The sequence below is a fragment of the Pseudonocardia sp. N23 genome (genome assembly GCF_002583555.1).
Lineage (GTDB): Bacteria > Actinomycetota > Actinomycetes > Mycobacteriales > Pseudonocardiaceae > Pseudonocardia.
The window spans coordinates 144,125-161,412 of the sequence record NZ_BEGX01000029.1 but is presented as its reverse complement, the minus strand read 5'-3'; the positions used below and the strand labels follow the sequence as shown (position 1 = coordinate 161,412).

15 protein-coding genes are annotated in these 17,288 nt (G+C 73.5%); 12 read left to right on the top strand and 3 right to left on the bottom strand.

Annotated features, from left to right (window positions below; genetic code table 11):
• Positions 1 to 380: 380 nt before the first annotated feature.
• From TOK_RS09915 to TOK_RS09900, 3 genes are all read left to right on the top strand, one after another.
• On the top strand, positions 381 to 2,042 hold the full coding sequence (locus TOK_RS09915) for a DNA repair helicase XPB (protein ID WP_098957619.1): 1,662 nt from the start codon (positions 381 to 383) through the stop codon (positions 2,040 to 2,042).
• Between the two features lie 147 nt (positions 2,043 to 2,189).
• Positions 2,190 to 2,417 carry a hypothetical protein gene (locus TOK_RS09910; protein WP_098957501.1) on the top strand — a complete coding sequence of 76 codons (228 nt, stop codon included), beginning with the start codon at positions 2,190 to 2,192 and terminating at the stop codon, positions 2,415 to 2,417.
• A gap of 543 nt (positions 2,418 to 2,960) precedes the next feature.
• Positions 2,961 to 3,284 (top strand): PspC domain-containing protein, encoded by a 324-nt coding sequence (locus TOK_RS09900; RefSeq protein WP_098957499.1) that lies wholly within the window; start codon positions 2,961 to 2,963, stop codon positions 3,282 to 3,284.
• A gap of 12 nt (positions 3,285 to 3,296) precedes the next feature.
• Here the strand turns inward: TOK_RS09900 and TOK_RS09895 are convergent, their stop codons facing one another.
• Positions 3,297 to 4,523 carry a low temperature requirement protein A gene (locus TOK_RS09895; protein WP_098957498.1) on the bottom strand — a complete coding sequence of 409 codons (1,227 nt, stop codon included), beginning with the start codon at positions 4,521 to 4,523 and terminating at the stop codon, positions 3,297 to 3,299.
• Between the two features lie 148 nt (positions 4,524 to 4,671).
• Between TOK_RS09895 and TOK_RS09890 the strand changes: the two genes are divergently transcribed.
• The 4 genes from TOK_RS09890 (at position 4,672) to TOK_RS33975 (ending at position 7,707) form a co-directional block, all read left to right on the top strand.
• On the top strand, positions 4,672 to 6,456 hold the full coding sequence (locus tag TOK_RS09890; RefSeq protein WP_098957497.1) for a TIGR03767 family metallophosphoesterase: 1,785 nt from the start codon (positions 4,672 to 4,674) through the stop codon (positions 6,454 to 6,456).
• Entirely contained in the window at positions 6,453 to 6,839 is a 387-nt protein-coding gene (locus TOK_RS09885) for a hypothetical protein (protein WP_098957496.1), read from the top strand. Before TOK_RS09890 ends, TOK_RS09885 begins: the two co-directional genes overlap by 4 nt.
• Positions 6,836 to 7,399 (top strand): hypothetical protein, encoded by a 564-nt coding sequence (locus TOK_RS32505; RefSeq protein ID WP_098957495.1) that lies wholly within the window; start codon positions 6,836 to 6,838, stop codon positions 7,397 to 7,399. The genes TOK_RS09885 and TOK_RS32505 overlap by 4 nt, the downstream gene beginning before the upstream one ends.
• 155 nt (positions 7,400 to 7,554) lie before the next feature.
• A complete protein-coding gene (locus tag TOK_RS33975) occupies positions 7,555 to 7,707 on the top strand; it encodes a YciI family protein (RefSeq protein ID WP_253258288.1) in 153 nt (50 codons plus the stop codon).
• Between the two features lie 4 nt (positions 7,708 to 7,711).
• Here the strand turns inward: TOK_RS33975 and TOK_RS09870 are convergent, their stop codons facing one another.
• Positions 7,712 to 8,302, bottom strand: a complete 591-nt coding sequence (locus TOK_RS09870; RefSeq protein ID WP_098957493.1) for a TIGR03086 family metal-binding protein — start codon at positions 8,300 to 8,302, stop codon at positions 7,712 to 7,714.
• A gap of 63 nt (positions 8,303 to 8,365) precedes the next feature.
• Here TOK_RS09870 and TOK_RS09865 point away from each other — a divergent pair, with 63 nt between their 5' ends.
• Positions 8,366 to 9,316, top strand: coding sequence for a YafY family protein (locus TOK_RS09865; RefSeq protein ID WP_098957492.1), 951 nt, complete (start codon positions 8,366 to 8,368; stop codon positions 9,314 to 9,316).
• 117 nt (positions 9,317 to 9,433) lie between these two features.
• On the opposite strand, the gene groL is transcribed toward TOK_RS09865, so the two are convergent.
• On the bottom strand, positions 9,434 to 11,062 hold the full coding sequence (gene groL / locus TOK_RS09860; protein ID WP_098957491.1) for a chaperonin GroEL: 1,629 nt from the start codon (positions 11,060 to 11,062) through the stop codon (positions 9,434 to 9,436).
• A gap of 313 nt (positions 11,063 to 11,375) precedes the next feature.
• Here groL and glp point away from each other — a divergent pair, with 313 nt between their 5' ends.
• From glp to TOK_RS09835, 4 genes are all read left to right on the top strand, one after another.
• Positions 11,376 to 12,626: a gephyrin-like molybdotransferase Glp gene (gene glp, locus TOK_RS09850; RefSeq protein WP_098957489.1), complete on the top strand. Its 1,251-nt coding sequence runs from the start codon at positions 11,376 to 11,378 to the stop codon at positions 12,624 to 12,626.
• A 487-nt stretch (positions 12,627 to 13,113) separates the two neighbouring features.
• Positions 13,114 to 13,833, top strand: coding sequence for a phosphatidylserine decarboxylase (locus TOK_RS09845; RefSeq protein ID WP_098957488.1), 720 nt, complete (start codon positions 13,114 to 13,116; stop codon positions 13,831 to 13,833).
• Complete coding sequence (locus TOK_RS09840) at positions 13,830 to 14,810, top strand: phosphatidylcholine/phosphatidylserine synthase (RefSeq protein WP_098957487.1); 981 nt, start codon at positions 13,830 to 13,832, stop codon at positions 14,808 to 14,810. The genes TOK_RS09845 and TOK_RS09840 overlap by 4 nt, the downstream gene beginning before the upstream one ends.
• A 172-nt stretch (positions 14,811 to 14,982) precedes the next feature.
• A complete protein-coding gene (locus TOK_RS09835) occupies positions 14,983 to 17,238 on the top strand; it encodes an AAA family ATPase (protein ID WP_098957486.1) in 2,256 nt (751 codons plus the stop codon).
• Positions 17,239 to 17,288 lie beyond the last annotated feature (50 nt).

Sequence of the window (17,288 nt, the reverse complement as noted above, 5' to 3'; positions counted from 1 at the left end):
GCAGAGCCGAGATGCCCGTCCGCCGCGGTGGGTGGACGGCGGGTACCGGAACGGGAGCGTCGTGCGACTACAGAGAGCATCGTGTCGATCCGTCGAACCTTCTGTGGTGGGTAATCCGGACGGGTGACACCGACTGGACCAAGTGACCTGCGCGACTCCGACACGCAGGTCTCGGGGAACGTCCGCGGGGGTGTCGAGTAGGTACGATCGCGTCGGCTTACGTCTGCTCTTTCGGAGCCTGCGGAGTATATCGCGAGGTCGGCGCCCGCTTTCCCCGTCTGCCGCTCGAGCGACACCGATCACGTGCAGTGACCGATTGTCGCCGTTCGTCGACGTCGTCGGCCCGCCCGGCTCAACTTGCGCGTGCGAAAGGACTCTCGGTGCCCGACGGCCCACTCATCGTCCAATCCGACAAGACCCTCCTGCTGGAGGTCGACCACCCGGCGGCCGGAGAGGCCCGTGCGGCGATCGCCCCGTTCGCCGAGCTGGAGCGCGCGCCCGAGCACGTGCACACCTACCGGGTCACCCCGTTGGCGTTGTGGAACGCCCGCGCCGCGGGGCACGACGCGGAGCAGGTCGTCGACGCCCTCGTCCGGTTCTCCCGTTACGCGGTGCCGCAGCCGCTGCTGGTCGACGTCGTCGACACGATGGGTCGGTACGGGCGCCTGCAGCTGTCGCAGTCACCGGTCCACGGCCTGGTCATGACCGCCCTGGACCGCGCGGTGCTGGAGGAGGTCCTCCGGCAGAAGAAGATCGCCCCGATGCTCGGCGCGCGCCTCGACCCGGACACCGTCGTCGTGCACCCGTCGGAGCGCGGCCCGCTCAAGCAGGCGCTGCTCAAGATCGGCTGGCCCGCCGAGGACCTGGCGGGGTACGTCGACGGGGAGGCCCACGAGATCGCGCTGGCCGAGGACGGCTGGAACCTGCGTTCCTACCAGCAGGAGGCCGTCGACGGCTTCTGGCAGGGCGGGTCGGGCGTCGTGGTTCTGCCGTGCGGCGCGGGCAAGACGCTGGTCGGCGCGGCCGCGATGGCGCAGGCCAAGGCGACGACGCTGATCCTCGTCACCAACACCGTCTCGGGACGGCAGTGGAAGCGCGAGCTGATCGCGCGGACCAGCCTCACCGAGGAGGAGATCGGCGAGTACTCCGGGGAGCGCAAGGAGATCCGCCCGGTCACCATCGCGACGTACCAGGTGATCACGCGCCGGGTGAAGGGCGAGTACCGCCACCTCGAGCTGTTCGACTCCCGCGACTGGGGTCTGGTCATCTACGACGAGGTGCACCTGCTGCCCGCGCCCGTCTTCCGGATGACGGCCGACCTGCAGTCGCGGCGCCGGCTCGGCCTCACCGCCACCCTGGTGCGCGAGGACGGCCGCGAGGGCGACGTCTTCTCCCTGATCGGCCCCAAGCGCTACGACGCCCCGTGGCGCGACATCGAGGCCCAGGGCTGGATCGCGCCGGCCGAGTGCATCGAGGTGCGGGTGACGCTGACCGATGCCGAACGGCTCTCCTACGCGACGGCCGACGCCGAGGAGCGCTACCGGATGGCGTCGACGGCGCGGACGAAGATGCCCGTCGTCAAGGCGATCCTCGACCGGCATCCGGACGAGCCCACCCTGGTGATCGGCGCCTACCTCGACCAGCTCGACGATCTCGGGGAGGCGCTGGACAGTCCCGTCATCCAGGGCTCGACGAAGAACAAGGAGCGCGAGGCGCTGTTCGACGCGTTCCGCCGCGGCGAGATCAAGCGGCTCGTCGTCAGCAAGGTCGCGAACTTCTCGATCGACCTGCCGGAGGCGACCGTCGCGATCCAGGTGTCGGGGACGTTCGGGTCACGTCAGGAGGAGGCCCAGCGGCTGGGCCGGCTGCTGCGGCCCAAGGGCGACGGGCGGCAGGCGCACTTCTACTCGGTGGTCTCGCGCGACACCCTCGACACCGAGTATGCCGCCCACCGCCAGCGCTTCCTCGCCGAGCAGGGCTACGCCTACCGGATCGTCGACGCCGACGACCTGCTCGGCCCGGCGATCCCCGAGGTGGACTGACTGTGAGGGTGGTCTGACCGGGGCGTCGACGGAGAGTGGCCGGATGCGCCCGATCGGGCGCCTGGTGTGCTCCGTTCGGCTCGTCGCGTGGGCGGAGGAGCTGGTCGGCGGGCACACTCGATCCCCAGACTGCGGCGAGCAGGGGAGGTGGGGTCGGTTCCGGTCATCGGCTGGGTGCTGATCGGTGTCGCGGGGTGGATCGCGGCGTCGGTCCTCGTCGTCGTGCTCGTGGGCCGGATGGTCCGGGCACGAGACGCACAGGTGCCTCGTGGCCCCGCCGACCCGGTGGTGCCCCGCCCGCCGTCACCGGTGGACGGGCCGAGCGAGCCACCTCCGGGCTCGCAGGGCAGCCGGCACCGGCTCCGCGACCGTTGACCTGACCCTGCGTGCAGGCCGGACACGGAGCGTCACCTATCTGACGTGCACACCCGTGTCGAGGGTCACCTGGGAGAGTCACGGGCAGGCGCACAACGCTCACACCCGGTATATCGTCGTGCCCAGGCAGGTGATGACGATCTCAGTTCTGGCGTGGGTTCTCGTGGGCATCGCGGGATGGCTCGTGGTGGCGGTGGCCGTGGCGCTCGTCATCGGCCGCCTGTTCCACCTGCGTGAGAAGTCGATCGGCCAGGACCGCCCGCCGATGCCGATGCCCAGGCCGACGGCATCCCCCGCGCAGCCCGGACCGTCACAGAGCACGAGCCGCATACACGACGGCCACTCGCACGAGGTGGGACGTGGACTGCTCGGCCGGCCCGTGCCGCGGGTCCCGCAGCAGCGCACCGCACCGCGGGGTCGGCGGTCCCGCATCGGACCGTCGACCCGACGGGGCTGACCCCACCCCGGGTCAGGGGCGGGATCCGGGTCCGGGTCGGGGTCGTCCCCGAGGATCCGGGCGGCCCGCGGCGGGAGTCTCGTGTCATGGACAACGACACCTCGAACGGCACCGCAACCACGACCACGGTCCCGACCGGCGCCACGGCCACCGGGTCCACGGCCACCGGGTCCGCGGCCACCGGGTTCACGGACGCCGACCCGTCGGTGGACACCGGCAAGCGCCCGTTCCGTCTGGTCCGCAGCCGTTCCGAGCGGATGCTCGGCGGCGTCTGCGGCGGCATGGCCGACCAGCTCGGCATCGACGTGTCACTGCTGCGCCTGGGCCTCGTCGCCCTGACCATCCTCGGCGCGGGCGCCGGCGCGGTGATCTACGTCGCGGCCTGGGTGCTGGCCCCCGAGGTCGACTGACCCGGTCGCCGGTCAGGTCACCCGGCCGCCGGTGTGGTGGTCGCCGTGACGGACCTGGTGGCGCAGCTCGGCGTAGTGGTGGGTCTCCCAGCCCACCAGTGCGGCGAGCACGACGGCGAGCACGGCCAGCGTGACGAGCGCGGGCAGCAGCGCCACCAGCGGCGTCACGGCCAGCAGCACCACCGCCACCACGACCCGGGCGACGCTGATCGTCCGCATCAGGCTCCACTTGAACCAGACGTGGGCCAGCAGGTACAGCGCGGTCCCGCCGTAGAGGGCGGCGAGCGGCACCCCGTAGATCGGGTCGGACAGGCTGTGCCCGTCGCCGCCCCCGACGTAGAGCAGCACCTTCTTCAGCCCGAGCGACAGCATGATGACGCCGACGACCATCGGCAGGTGCAGGAACGAGTAGCAGCCGCGGGCGAGCCGGATCTGCCGCTCGCCCGTCGCGTTCGCCAGCTCGTGCTCGGCAAGCAGTGACGTCACGTCGAAGTAGGCCCACCACAGGGCACCGGCGACCGCGAGGCCGAGTGCCGACGCGATGATGATCGGCCAGCTGATCGGCAGGGCGGCGACGCCGATGCCGATCGAGACGATGGACTCGCCGAGCGCGACGATGATGATCAGCCCGTGCCGCTCGGCGAAGTGAGCTGCCGAGGCCAGCCGCCAGTCCGTCCCCGACAGGATCGTGCCGAGGTAGTCGCCCAGGATCGCGGCGACCCACAGCAGGGTCTGGACCCAGCCCTCGGTCTGCGACGCGATGAGCAGCAGCACCGTTCCGGCCAGCATCGACGGCAGGAAGCGGGCGACCTGCCTGCGCAGCATCGGGTCGTCGCGGGAGACGACCCAGAACAGCGCGATGTGCACGGCCCGGACGAAGAAGTAGGCGAACGCGAACACCGCGGGCCCGTAGAGGCCGCCGGGCAGGTCGTCGAACGCCTCGGGGATCGTGATCGCGCCGACGAACACGCCCGCCATCGCGACGAACATCCCGACGCGGATGATCCCCTCGTCGGCCTTCGCGATGTTGCCGACCCAGGAGTAGCCGACCCACGTCCACCACATCACGGTGAGGATCAGCGCGCCGCGGAGCAGCGACTCGACCGACGGCTCGTCGGCCATCCAGTCCGTGACGCGCGTGAGCGCGAAGACGAAGACGAGGTCGAAGAACAGCTCCAGCGGCGTGACCGCGGCCTTCTCGCCGACCGCCTCGATCCTGGTCCGTCGGGGTGTCACCACGAGCGCATGGTGCCAGCGCGACCCGCGGGGTGTCGACACGGATCAGCCCGCGGCGTAACGGAGATCGACTCGGTGGCGACTCCGGGGAGAGCCTCCGAGGTTCCCGGTCGTCCATCTCGGACCGCCTCGGCGTGCGCAGGAGGTAGCCGTGCCCGGCCTGTCACGCCGTGCGTTCCTGGCGACGGTCGGCGGTCTCGCGGCCGCGCTCCAGCTCGACCCGATGCTCGTCGGCGCCGCGCTCGCGCAGGCACCGGTGCCGTCGGACGCGCCCACCACGCTGCAGCGCACGATCCTGCAGGGGCCGGTCGTGCAGGGCCGGTACCGGTCGCTGACGGCCGGTCCCGGTGAGCCGCACCTGCCGCGCATCGACGTCCTGGGCCGCGAGCCGGGCCCCGACCGGGCCACGGCTCGCCGGTCGCTGTTCTACCTCGGGCACCTGTCGGACATGCACGTCATCGACGCGCAGTCGCCCGGCCGGATCGAGCCGATGATCGTGCAGGACCACTCGGCGTGGGCGTCGGCGTTCCACCCGCAGGACCCGCTGACGGTCCACGTCGCCGGCGCGATGGCCGCGGCCGTGTCCGCGGCCCGGACCAGCGCGGTGACGGGGGCGCCGCTGGACGCGACCGTCGTCACCGGGGACTCCGCCGACATGCACTCCGGGCTGGAGCTGCGCTGGTACATCGACGTCCTCGACGGTGTCCCGGTCACCGCCAACAGCGGCAGCCCCACCGTCTACGAGGGACTGCAGGCCTGGCCGGAAGTGACCTGGGCGTACCGGCCCGGGGACCCCGGGGGCGGGGAGTTCGGCGACTACGGTTTCCCGCGGCTGCCGGACCTGCTCGCTGCGGCGATCGGGTCGCCCGTGGCGTCGCCGGGGCTGCCGACGCCCTGGTACGCCGTCTACGGCAACCACGACACGCTGCTGCTCGGCACGTTCGACGTGAGCTCGCAGTTCCGGTCGATGGCCGTCGGCGACCGCAAGGCCACGACGTGGGAGACCGTCGCGGGCAAGGCGCTCACCGGCTACGCGGCGACGGGCAGCCCGGTGCAGCGGTTCGTCGACGCCGTGGACACCGCGTTCGGGACCGCGCCCGGCTTCCGGACGGTGACCGCGGACGCGCGGCGGCGCACCTTCGAGCAGCGCGACTTCATGACCGCCCACTTCGAGACGACGCCGCTGCCCGGCCCGGTGGGCCACGGCTTCACCCGGGCCAACCTGGACTCCGGGCAGACGTGGTGGTCGGCGGACCCGGCCCCACACGTACGGATGTTCGGCCTCGACACCTGCAACCAGGTCGCGGGCCCCGACGGCGCCGTCCCCGACGACCAGTTCCGCTGGCTGCGCGGCGAGCTCGAACGCGCGGGCGCCGAGCAGAAGCTCTGCATCGTGGCGAGCCACCACAACAGCCTCACGCTGGAGAACCGCGCCGTCCGGCCCGGCGGGGACACCCAGGCGCTGCACGGCGCCGAGGAGTTCGTCGACCTGCTGCTCGACCACCCGCAGGTCGTCGTGTGGCTCAACGGTCACACCCATCTCAACCAGATCCTCGCCCACACCCGCGGCACCACCGGGTTCTGGGAGGTCACGACGGCGTCCTGCATCGACTTCCCGCAGCAGCAGCAGGTCGTCGAGCTCGTCGACAACCGCGACGGCACGCTGTCGGTGTTCACGACGGTCCTCGACCACGCCGCGCCCGTCGCAGGCGGCGGCAGCAGCTGGCTCGACCTCGCCGCCACGTCGCGTGAGCTGGCCGCCAACGACTGGATCGAGAACCCCGTGTTCCGACGTGGATCGCCGCTGGACCGCAACACCGAGCTGCTGCTGCCCGCGCCCTTCGACCTGTCGACGATCACCGACGCCCAGCTCGAGGCCCAGCGCGGCACGGCGACGGCACGCATGCTGGCCAACGACGCGCGGAGCCCCCGGTGAACGGGCGGTTCGCGGCCGGGCGGTTCGGGGCGGGGCGGTGCGGGGCGGGGCGGTTCGGGCTGGGCCTGGTGGTGGCGGCGCTGGCGCTCACGGCGTGTTCGCAGGCCGCCGCTCTCGCGCCGGTCGGCGGCAGCCGGGAGGCGCTGGTGCGGTTCGCCGGCAACGACGTACTCGTCTCCTCGGGCGTCGCGATCCGCACCGCGCCCGTCTGCATCACGGGTGCCGACGGTGTCGTCTGCACCGGGGCCGCCGTCGGCGGCGACCCGATCCGGATGACCGGCACCCCGACCGACCCGCTCGTGCTGGTGGTGACCGTCGGCGGCCGGACCCTCCACGACGGCCCGGCGCAGGACGTCGTCGACAGCGCGGCGAGGCCGTCGTGAGGGCGGGCTGGTGGGTCGCCGGTGCGGTCGTCGTGGCCGCCGGACTGCAGACGCTGCTCGTCCTGCCCGACCCGGTACCGTCCCTGACCTGGCAGTTCGCGCTGCTCCTGGCCGCCTCGGTGGCGGTGCTGCTCGCCGCCGCGACCGTCGTGGCCGCGGCTGTGGCCAGGGGTGACCGGCCGCGGTTCGGACGGGTGCTCGGCGTCGTCGCGGTGCTGGTCGTGGTCGCGGTGGCGGCGAGCCTGTTGCACCCGCTGGCCGTGCCGGTCGTCCTGGCCGCGGGCGCGCCCGTTCCCGTCGTGGCGGCCGCGGGCCCCACCGGCGCCTGGGGGGCTGTCGCGCGCGGCGTGGGCCGCCGGCCGGTGGGCTACGTCCTGCGGCTGCTGCTCGGTCTGGCCCTCGCCGTGCTGGGCTGGGTCGCGGCGTTGCTGCTCGGCCTGTTCGTGACGGGCCCGCTCGCCGCCGCGGCGACCTGGCTCGTCATGGGTGCCCTCGCGGCGCTGCTGCTGTGGGCCTGGTCGGGCTGGGCGCGGGCCGCGGCGTCGTCCGCATCGGCCTGACACGGCGGCATCCCGCAGACGATCGGGCTGCGGGATGCCGTTCCCGGGAGTTCGGGTCAGACCCGGCGACGGGGTGCGGGATCCCCACAGCCGATGAGCCGACGTGCCCGACTACATGCTGCTGCTGTTCTCGACGACCACCGACCGGGAGGTCGGTGACGACTCCTGGGAAGACGGCATCGCCGAGCACGACGCGTGAGGTGCTCGGCGGGTACTACATGATCTCCGCGCCCGACCTCGACATCGCGCCGGCGCTCGCCCGGCAGTGCCCCGAGGAGATCGTCGAGGTGTGCGAAGAGGTCGGCTGAGCTCTCAGCGGCTGCGTCCCGCCCAGTTCGCGAGCCGCTCGGTGGGCCCCGCGCCGGCGGCCGGTTCCACGACCGGTCCGAACGGAACGGGCCCACCGCGCGGCTCGGCCGGCAGGAACCGCACGATCGCCGCGAGGGCTGCCTCGGCAGCGGCCGGGTCGGCCTCGGCGTCCTGGCCGGTCGCGACGGCGAGGTCCCAGCCGTGCACGAGTGCCTCGTTGAGGTAGCCCCACACGACGCCGCGCCCGGGCACGGTGCCCCACGGGACCTCGATGAGGGTGTCGAGCATGTCGTCGTTCTCCCAGAGCGGGGTGAGCCCGTCGATCGCCAGGCCGATCGTCGCGGCGAGCTCGGCGTCGGCGATGCCCTCGACGACGGCGGGTCGCGACATCGGGAGCACGCCCGTGCCGGCGGCGTTCGCGCGGCCGACGATCCCGACGACGTGCGCCATCAGGGTGCGGACGTCGAACCCGGTGCACGGGGTCGGGTCGTCGTAGCGGGCGGTGGGCACCGCGTCGACGAGTCCGCGGACCCAGCCGAGGGCGTCGCGGAGGAGGGGGCGGGGGTCGGTCTGCTGTGCGGTGGAAGTCGTCATGGGACGAACTCTGTCGCCGAAGTACGACATCTAGTGTCGTGATTCCGTGACATATTTCCGGACGTGCGCGCCGACCGGTTGCTCTCCCTCACCCTGCTGCTGCGCCACCGCGGCCGGATGACGGCATCCGCGCTGGCCAGGGAGCTGGAGGTGTCGACGCGGACCGTCCTGCGCGACGTCGGGGCGCTGTCGGCGGCGGGTGTGCCCATCTACTCCGAACGTGGCCGCGACGGCGGATTCGCCCTGCTGCCCGGGTTCACCACCGACCTCACCGGGCTCACTCAGGACGAGGCCGTCGCCCTGCTGACGTCGCGCTCCCGCGTCACGTCCGACGCGCTCGGGATGGGCCCGGCGTTCTCCTCGGCGGTGGCCAAGCTCGTCGCCGCCATGCCCGACTCGGCCCGCACCCGCGCGACCGACGCAGCCGACCGGGTCCTCGTCCGCCGCGGCGGCCTGATCGGCGAGCCGGAACCCGACGAGCACCCCGCGGCGGTGCAGCGCGCCGTCCTCGCCGGGCGGCGGCTGCGGATCCGCTACCCCAGCCGTGGTGAACCGCCGAGCTGGCGGACGGTCGACCCGCTCGGCCTGGTCAGCGCGGCCGGCCGCTGGTACCTGCTCGCGCTGCACGACGGCGCCGACCGCACCTACCGCGTCTCCCGGATCACCGAGGCCGAGGAGCTGGCCGAGCCCGCCGCGCGGCCGGCGGGCGTCGACCTCGAAGAGCTCTGGCAGCGACGTCGCGCCGAGTTCCTGGCCTCGCACACCGGGTTCCGGGCGCGCCTGCGGATCCGGCCGTCGCGGCGCGCGGAGGTCGTCCGCGTCTCCGCCGGGGTCACCGACGTCGAGCGGCAGGGGGAGTGGCTGGTCGTCGACGTGGGGTTCGGGGACCTGCAGCACGCCGAGCGCGTCATGTGGTCGCTGGCGGTCGACGCCGAGGCGCTCGACCCTCCGGAGCTCCGGGAGGCGGTCCGTGCGCGGGCACAGCGGCTGGCGGACAGCCACGCGAGGTCGTGAAGGTCGTGACGTTCAGCGGTCGCTCACAGGCGGCGGAGCCGTCCGGGAATGCCGCAGGGGCGGCACCCCGAAGGGTGCCGCCCCTGACAGGACGTGCTGTGGTGCGTGGAGCCGGACTCAGAAGTCCATGCCGCCCATGCCACCGGTCGGGTCGCCGGCCGGAGCGGCGTTCTTCTCCGGCTTGTCGGCGATGACCGCCTCGGTGGTCAGGAACAGCGCCGCGATGGACGCCGCGTTCTGCAGCGCCGAGCGGGTGACCTTGGCCGGGTCGATGATGCCGGCCTTGACCAGGTCCTTGTACTCGCCGGTCGCGGCGTCGAGGCCCTCGCCCGCGGGGAGCGAGCGCACCTTCTCCGCGACGACGCCACCCTCGAGGCCGGCGTTGATGGCGATCTGCTTGAGCGGAGCCTCCAGCGCGACCTTGACGATGTTCGCGCCGGTGGCCTCGTCACCGTCGAGACCGAGACCCTCGAACAGGCCGGCACCGGCCTGGATGAGCGCGACGCCGCCGCCGGCGACGATGCCCTCCTCGACGGCCGCCTTCGCGTTGCGAACGGCGTCCTCGATGCGGTGCTTGCGCTCCTTGAGCTCGACCTCGGTCGCCGCACCGGCCTTGATGACCGCAACACCGCCGGCCAGCTTGGCCAGGCGCTCCTGCAGCTTCTCGCGGTCGTAGTCCGAGTCCGTACGGTCGATCTCGGAACGGATCTGGTTGACGCGACCGGCGATCTGGTCCGCGTCGCCCGAGCCGTCGACGATGGTGGTCTCGTCCTTGGTGACGACGACCTTGCGGGCGGAGCCCAGCAGCGACAGGTCGGCGTTCTCCAGCTTGAGGCCGACCTTCTCCGAGATGACCTCGCCACCGGTGAGGATGGCCATGTCGGTCAGCATCGCCTCGCGGCGGTCACCGAAGCCCGGGGCCTTGACGGCGACGGACTTGAAGGTGCCACGGATCTTGTTGACGACGAGCGTGGCCAGGGCCTCGCCCTCGACGTCCTCGGCGATGATCGCGAGCGGCTTGCCCGACTGCATGACCTTCTCCAGCAGCGGGAGCAGGTCCTTGACGGTCGCGATCTTGGACGAGACGAGGAGGATGTACGGGTCCTCGAGCTCGGCCTCCATCCGCTCCGCGTCGGTCACGAAGTAGGGCGAGATGTAGCCCTTGTCGAAGCGCATGCCCTCGGTGAGCTCGAGCTCGAGCCCGAAGGTCTGCGACTCCTCGACGGTGATGACACCTTCCTTGCCGACCTTGTCCATCGCCTCGGCGATGAGCTCGCCGATCGAGGTGTCGGCGGCGGAGATCGAGGCGGTGGCGGCGATCTGCTCCTTGGTCTCGACCTCCTTGGCGGCCTTCAGCAGCGCCTGGGAGACGGCCTCGACGGCCTTCTCGATGCCACGCTTGAGCGCCATCGGGTTCGCGCCGGCGGCGACGTTGCGCAGGCCCTCGCGGACCAGCGCCTGCGCCAGCACGGTGGCGGTGGTGGTGCCGTCACCCGCGATGTCGTCGGTCTTCTTCGCAACTTCCTTGACGAGCTCGGCCCCGATCTTCTCCCAGGGGTCCTCGAGCTCGATCTCCTTGGCGATCGACACACCATCGTTGGTGATGGTGGGCGCGCCCCACTTCTTCTCCAGCACGACGTTGCGGCCACGCGGGCCGAGCGTCACCTTGACGGCGTCGGCGAGGGTGTTCATGCCGCGCTCGAGCCCGCGGCGCGCCTCCTCGTCGAAAGCGATGATCTTCGCCATGGGGGTTGTTGCCCTCCGATTGGGATGACTCGTGTCGGGCGGTGCCCGCGACGGACGACCGGCAACCCTGCGCCGGTCTCACCGGCCCGACTGGCACTCGGCATGCCGGAGTGCCAACGCCGTTTTTAGCACTCGGCCACTGCGAGTGCAACCGAGCCTCGCGTGCGCGGAGGCATGTCCGCGCGCACGTGGGCGGGACCGGGCGACCGCGGACCGGCGGAGGTCCGGATGCCGCCCGTGACGACGCCCGGGACGAGGGTGCGGACGCCCGTGCCGTCGACGCTCCGGATGCCGGCCGCCCGCATCGGGCAGGATGCGGGACGTGACGACCCCCGAGAAGACGTCCGCCCCGCGCGGCCCGCGCACCGTCGACGAGCACCGGGCGTTCGTGGCGTCGCTGCTGGCGCCCGCGCCGGCCGTGGAGGTGCCGATCTCCCGGGCGCTGGGCCGGGTGCTGGCCGCCGACGTGGTGTCGGCGGTCGCGCTGCCGCCCTTCGACAACTCCGCGATGGACGGCTACGCGGTCCGCGCGGCCGATGTCGCCGGGGCCTCGCCCGACTCCCCGGTGACGCTCCCGGTGCCCGAGGACATCCCGGCGGGCCGCACCGACGTGCCGACGCTGGAGCCGGGCACCGCGCACCGGATCATGACCGGCGCCCCGATGCCCGTGGGCGCGGACGCGGTGGTCCAGGTCGAGCTGACGGACGGCGGCGTCGAGACGGTCGTCGTGCACGGGAGCCCGGCGCCGGGCGTGCACGTGCGCCTCGCCGGTGAGGACGTGACGCCCGGGACGACGGTGCTCACTGCGGGCTCCGTCCTCGGCCCGCCCCAGGTCGGGCTGCTGGCCGCTGTCGGGCTGCCGACGGTCGCGGTCCGCCGCCCGCCGCGGGTGCTGGTGCTGTCGACGGGCTCGGAGCTCGTGGAACCCGGCTCGGCACTCGCGCCCGGCCAGATCTTCGAGTCCAACGGGCCGATGCTCGCCGCGGCGGTCGTCGACGCGGGTGGCGAGCCGGAGCTGCTGCGCTTCGTCCCCGACGACGTGGAGGTCTTCGCGTCGCTGCTGGCGCAGAAGGCGGGTGACGTCGACCTGATCCTGACCTCCGGCGGCGTGAGTGCCGGCGCGTACGAGGTGGTCAAGGACGCGCTGCACGACCGGGGGGTCGAGTTCGTGCGCGTCGCGATGCAGCCCGGCGGGCCGCAGGGTGCGGGGCGCCTCGACGGCGCCGGGACGGCCGTCGTGACGTTGCCGGGAAACCCGGTGAGCTCGCTGGTGTCGTTCGAGGTGTTCGTGCGCCCTGCGCTGCGGGCGGCGCTGGGGCACCCGCACCCGATGCGGCCGGTCGTCTCGGCGGCGCTGGGGGAGGCGCTGGTGTCGCCCGCGGAGAAGCGGCAGTTCCGTCGCGGGGTGCTCGACGCCGCCGACGGCACGGTCCGCGAGGTCGGGGCTCCCGCGTCGCACCTGCTGGCGTCGCTGGCGCTGGCCGACTGCCTGATCGTGATCCCGGAAGGCGTCTCCGCCGTTGACAAGGGTGTGCAGGTGGAGGTCTGGCTGCTGGAGGCCTGACCCCCCTCCGGAGCCGGTTGCGGCCCCGTTCGGCGCCGCTCGCGCGCGGCGGATGGGGCGTCGGGCGATCGGCTCCGCACGGTCGAGGGATGGAATGTGAGCTAGATCACACGCTTCGAGTGCAACAACCAGGCACCTGAGAGCGTCTTAACTGGTGAGCGTTCGGCCGATCGGTGCACTTCGCAGGGTTCTGGAGCTGCTGATCTGGACGATGAGCCGATTGCTCTGGATACTTTCGGCAGGAGGCGGGTAACCGCCTTTCAACGCAACGGACCCACCGCCCGTCGCTGGGGAGCGGACGAGCGGTTCCACGGCCGGGGTCGTCGTCTCGGGGGATGACGGCCCCGGCCCTTTGCCGTCACCCGTCCGAGTGCCCGAAGCGCAGTCGCACCCTCTGCGGTGCCCCGCCGGCCCTGCACTACCGTGGCGATCGTCGTCGCGACCTCCCTGGTCGTGCCCCGGTTGCCACTCAGGAGCCGACCCACCGATGTCCGCAGAGTCCGCGCCCTCGACGTCCGGAACCTCGATCGGGCACGTCGCCGAGCTCGTCCGCGCCGCCGTCCCGCCCATGCACCCGGGGGGCCGGCCGATCGTCGCAGGCGTCGCCGCCGGGGCCGCCCTGCTCCGGCTCGTCACCGGCCGCGGCACCGTCGCCGGTGTCGCGGCGACCGCAGCCGTCGCCGCGTTCTTCCGCGAACCGCGCCGCGTCCGCCCCGAACGCACCGGCGTCGTCGTCGCACCCGCCGACGGCACCGTCGCCACCGTGTCCGAGGTGGAGCCCGCACCCGAGCTCGGCCTTCCGGCCGGGCCCGTCCCGCGTGTCAGCGTCTTCCTCTCCGTGCTCGACGTGCACGTCCAGCGCGTCCCCGTCGACGGCCGGGTCACCGCCGTCGAGTACCGGCCCGGCGTGTTCCTCTCCGCCGACCTCGACAAGGCCAGCGAGGACAACGAGCGCAACGCCGTCCTCGTCGAGACCGCCGACGGGCACCGCATCGGCGTCCTGCAGATCGCCGGCCTGCTCGCCCGCCGCATCGTCTGCGACATCGCGGTCGGCGACGAGGTCGCCGCGGGCGAGACGTTCGGCCTCATCCGGTTCGGCTCCCGCGTCGACACCTTCCTGCCCGCCGGGTCGCGGGTGCTCGTGACGCCGGGGCAACGCACGATCGGGGGCGAGACGGTGCTCGCCGAGCTGCCGGGACCCCGATGAGATCGGTCCCTGGCTACTCCGCCGGGATCCGGCTGCTGCCCAACGCGGTCACGGTCCTCGCGCTGTGTGCCGGGCTCTCCGGCGTGCAGTTCGCGCTGATCGGACGCTTCGAGCTGTGCGTCGCCGCCGTCGGCGCCGCGGCCCTGTGCGACGCGCTCGACGGCGGCCTCGCCCGCCTCCTCGACGCCAGCAGCAAGATCGGCGCCGAGCTCGACTCCCTCTCCGACCTGGTCTCCTTCGGTGTCGCGCCCGCGCTCGTCATCTACATCTGGGGGCTGGAGGGCAACCGCTTCGGCTGGATCGTCGCCCTGGTCTTCGCCGTCTGCATGGCGTTGCGGCTCGCCCGCTTCAACACCCTGCTCGACGACGAGGACCAGCCGCCGTTCGCCAAGGAGTTCTTCGTCGGCGTCCCCGCCCCGGCGGCGGCGCTCGTCGCGGGCATCCCGCTCTACCTGTGGCTGCACTTCGGCGACGGTTGGTGGTCCTCCCAGCTCACGGTCGCGCTGTGGGCGCTCGTCGCCGCGGCGCTGATGGTCTCCCGGCTCCCGACGCTGTCGCTCAAGACCGTCCGCGTCCCGCCCCGGCTGATCGCCCCGCTGCTCGTGCTGGTCGGTCTCGCCGCCGCGGTACTGCTCACGGCGCCGTTCCTGGGGCTCGCAGTCGTCGCCCTGGGATACCTGCTCCTGCTGCCGTACACGATCTACCGGCACCGCTGGCTGGCTCAGCACCCCGAGGCCTGGAACGTCCCGGTCCGGCAGCGCCGCGCCGTCGCCCGGGCCGCCCGGTCGGCCCGGCGGCTGGGGCTGCGCCCGCCGCTGCGCCGTCGCGTCGCGGGTGGCGCCTCTGCCGTCGCGCGCCGGGTCCGGCTCATCGGTACCGACGAGGGCGCGGGCAACGGCAACGGCCGCCCCACCCCCCAGCGCAACCCGCACCTGTCGAGCGGCAACCGTCGCCGGCTGGGTATCCGCCGCCGCTGACCCGCCGGGTCCCGGCCGGTTCTCCCGTCGAGTTCGACGTGCGCCCGGTCCGGCCGCGACCAGCCTGCTGCCGGACTCGGCGCGAGGGTGGCGGCGCGACCCGTGGACGACCTGCGGGGGGCGGGGCGGCGCGGTGGGCACGGCGTTGCGGTGCACCCGATAGCGTGCGGGGGTGCCCGCGGAGATCACGCTCGTCGCCCGGCTCGCCACGTCCGCCGTCGACTCCCGTCGTGGGGTCGTACGGCTGCACCCGGAGGTTCTCGACGCACTCGACCTGCGCCCATGGCACGCCGTCACCCTGACCGGCTCGCGGGTCACCACCGCGCTGGCCGCCGCCGCCGACCCGGCCGGCCCGCACGGCCAGGTCACGGTCGACGACGTCACGCTGTCGAACTGCGGCCTCACCGACGGCGCGAGCGTCGTCGTCGCCCCGGCCGTCGCGACGGCGGCCAGGCGGGTGGTGCTCGGCGGTTCGCAGCTGGCGCGGACGGCGACGCCGGAGACCATCCGGCTGGCGTTGCTGGGCAAGGTCCTCGTCCGCGGCGACGCGGTGTCGCTGCTGCCGCAGGACCTCGCCCCGCCGCCGGGTTCCGACGTGCCGGCGGCCCGGCGCTCGCTGGCCAACACCGTAGGCGGGGGCTGGACCTCGGAGCTGCTCGTCGTCGCCGAGACCGAGCCGGCGGGTGTCGTGGCGGTACAGCCGTCGACGGTCGTGGGCTGGCTCGACGGCCCGGCCACGGGTGCGCCGTCGGCGCCCGCGGCTCCCGCGCTGCGGACGGCCGGCGCACCCGCCGCGACCGGGGTGATCGTGCCGCCGCCCCCGCCGTCGGCGGAGCCCACGCCGGGGATCGACGAGCTCGTCGGCAACGCCGACCGGGCCCGGCGGCTCGTGGAGTGGCTGGAGCTGACGTTCCGCCGGCCCGAGCTGCTGGCCCGGCTGGGCGGGGCGGCGCACCTGGGGGTCCTGGTCGTCGGGCCGGAGGGTGTCGGCAAGGCGACGCTCGCCCGCAGCGCCGCGGCCGCGGTCGAGGCGGGCTGTGTGGAGCTGGACGCGCCGTCGGCGGCCGCGCTGGAACCGGGTGCGGCGTCGCAACGGGTGCACGACGCCGTCGAGTCGGCGGTCGGTGCCGCCCGCGCGGGCCGGCCCACGATCCTGCTGGTGACCGACGTGCACGCCCTGCTCCCGGCCGCCGACCCGCCGCCGCTCGCGACGCTGGTGCTCGACGTGCTGCGCAACGCGCTCGCGACGCCGGGGGTCGCGCTGGTGGCGACGACGTCGGCTCCCGAGGCGGTCGACCCGCGGCTGCGCGGCCCGGACCTCGTGGACCGGGAGCTGAGCCTGGCCCTGCCGGATGCCCGCACCCGCACCGACCTGCTGCGCCGGCTGCTGGCGTCGGTGCCGCTGGCCGACGGGGTCGACCTGGCGGCCGTGGCGGAGCGGGCGCCGGGGTTCGTCGTCGCCGACCTGCTGGCGGTGCGCCGGGAGGCGGCGATCCGGTCGGCGCTGCGCACGACGACGCACGACGACAACCCACAGGAACCTCGCATCCAGCAGGAGGACCTGGTCGACGCGGTCTCGTCGGTCCGCCCGGTGTCGATGTCGTCGTCGGAGACGCTGCAGACCGGCGGCATCGGCCTCGACGACGTCGGCGACATGACCGAGGTCAAGCAGGCCCTCACCGAGGCGGTGCTGTGGCCGCTGCAGTACCCCGACTCGTTCGCCCGGCTCGGCGTCGCGGCGCCGCGCGGGGTGCTGTTGTACGGCCCGCCCGGCTGCGGCAAGACGTTCCTGCTGCGGGCGCTGGCGGGCACCGGGCGGCTCAACGTGCTGTCGGTCAAGGGCGCCGAGCTGCTGGACAAGTACGTCGGTGAGTCCGAGCGCGCCGTTCGGGAGCTGTTCCGCAAGGCCTCCGACGCCGCTCCCGCGTTGATCTTCCTCGACGAGGTCGACGCGCTGGCACCGCGCCGCGGCGGGTCCACCGACTCCGGCGTGGCCGACCGCGTCGTCGCCGCCCTGCTCACCGAGCTCGACGGGGCGCAGCCGCTGCGGGAGGTGATCGTCGTCGGTGCCACGAACCGGCCCGAGCTGATCGACCCCGCGCTGCTGCGGCCGGGCCGCCTCGAGCGGCTGGTGTACGTGCCGCCGCCCGACGCGGCCGCGCGCGCCGAGATCCTGCGGGCCGCGGGGAAGAACACCCCGCTGGCGCCGGACGTCGACCTCGACGAGCTCGGGGCGGAGCTGGAGGGCTACTCGGCGGCCGACTGCACGGCCGTGCTGCGTGAGGCGGCGCTGACCGCGATGCGGGAGTCGCTGGAGGCCACGCAGGTCACGGCGGCGCACATCGAGGCGGCCCGCAAGGCCGTCCCGGCGTCGCTGGACCCGGTGCAGCTCGCGGCGCTGGAGGCCTACGCCTCACGGCGGGCCTGAGGATGTGTTGCGCTCGTGGCGGTCGGCGGTGACCGCCACGAGCGCAGACG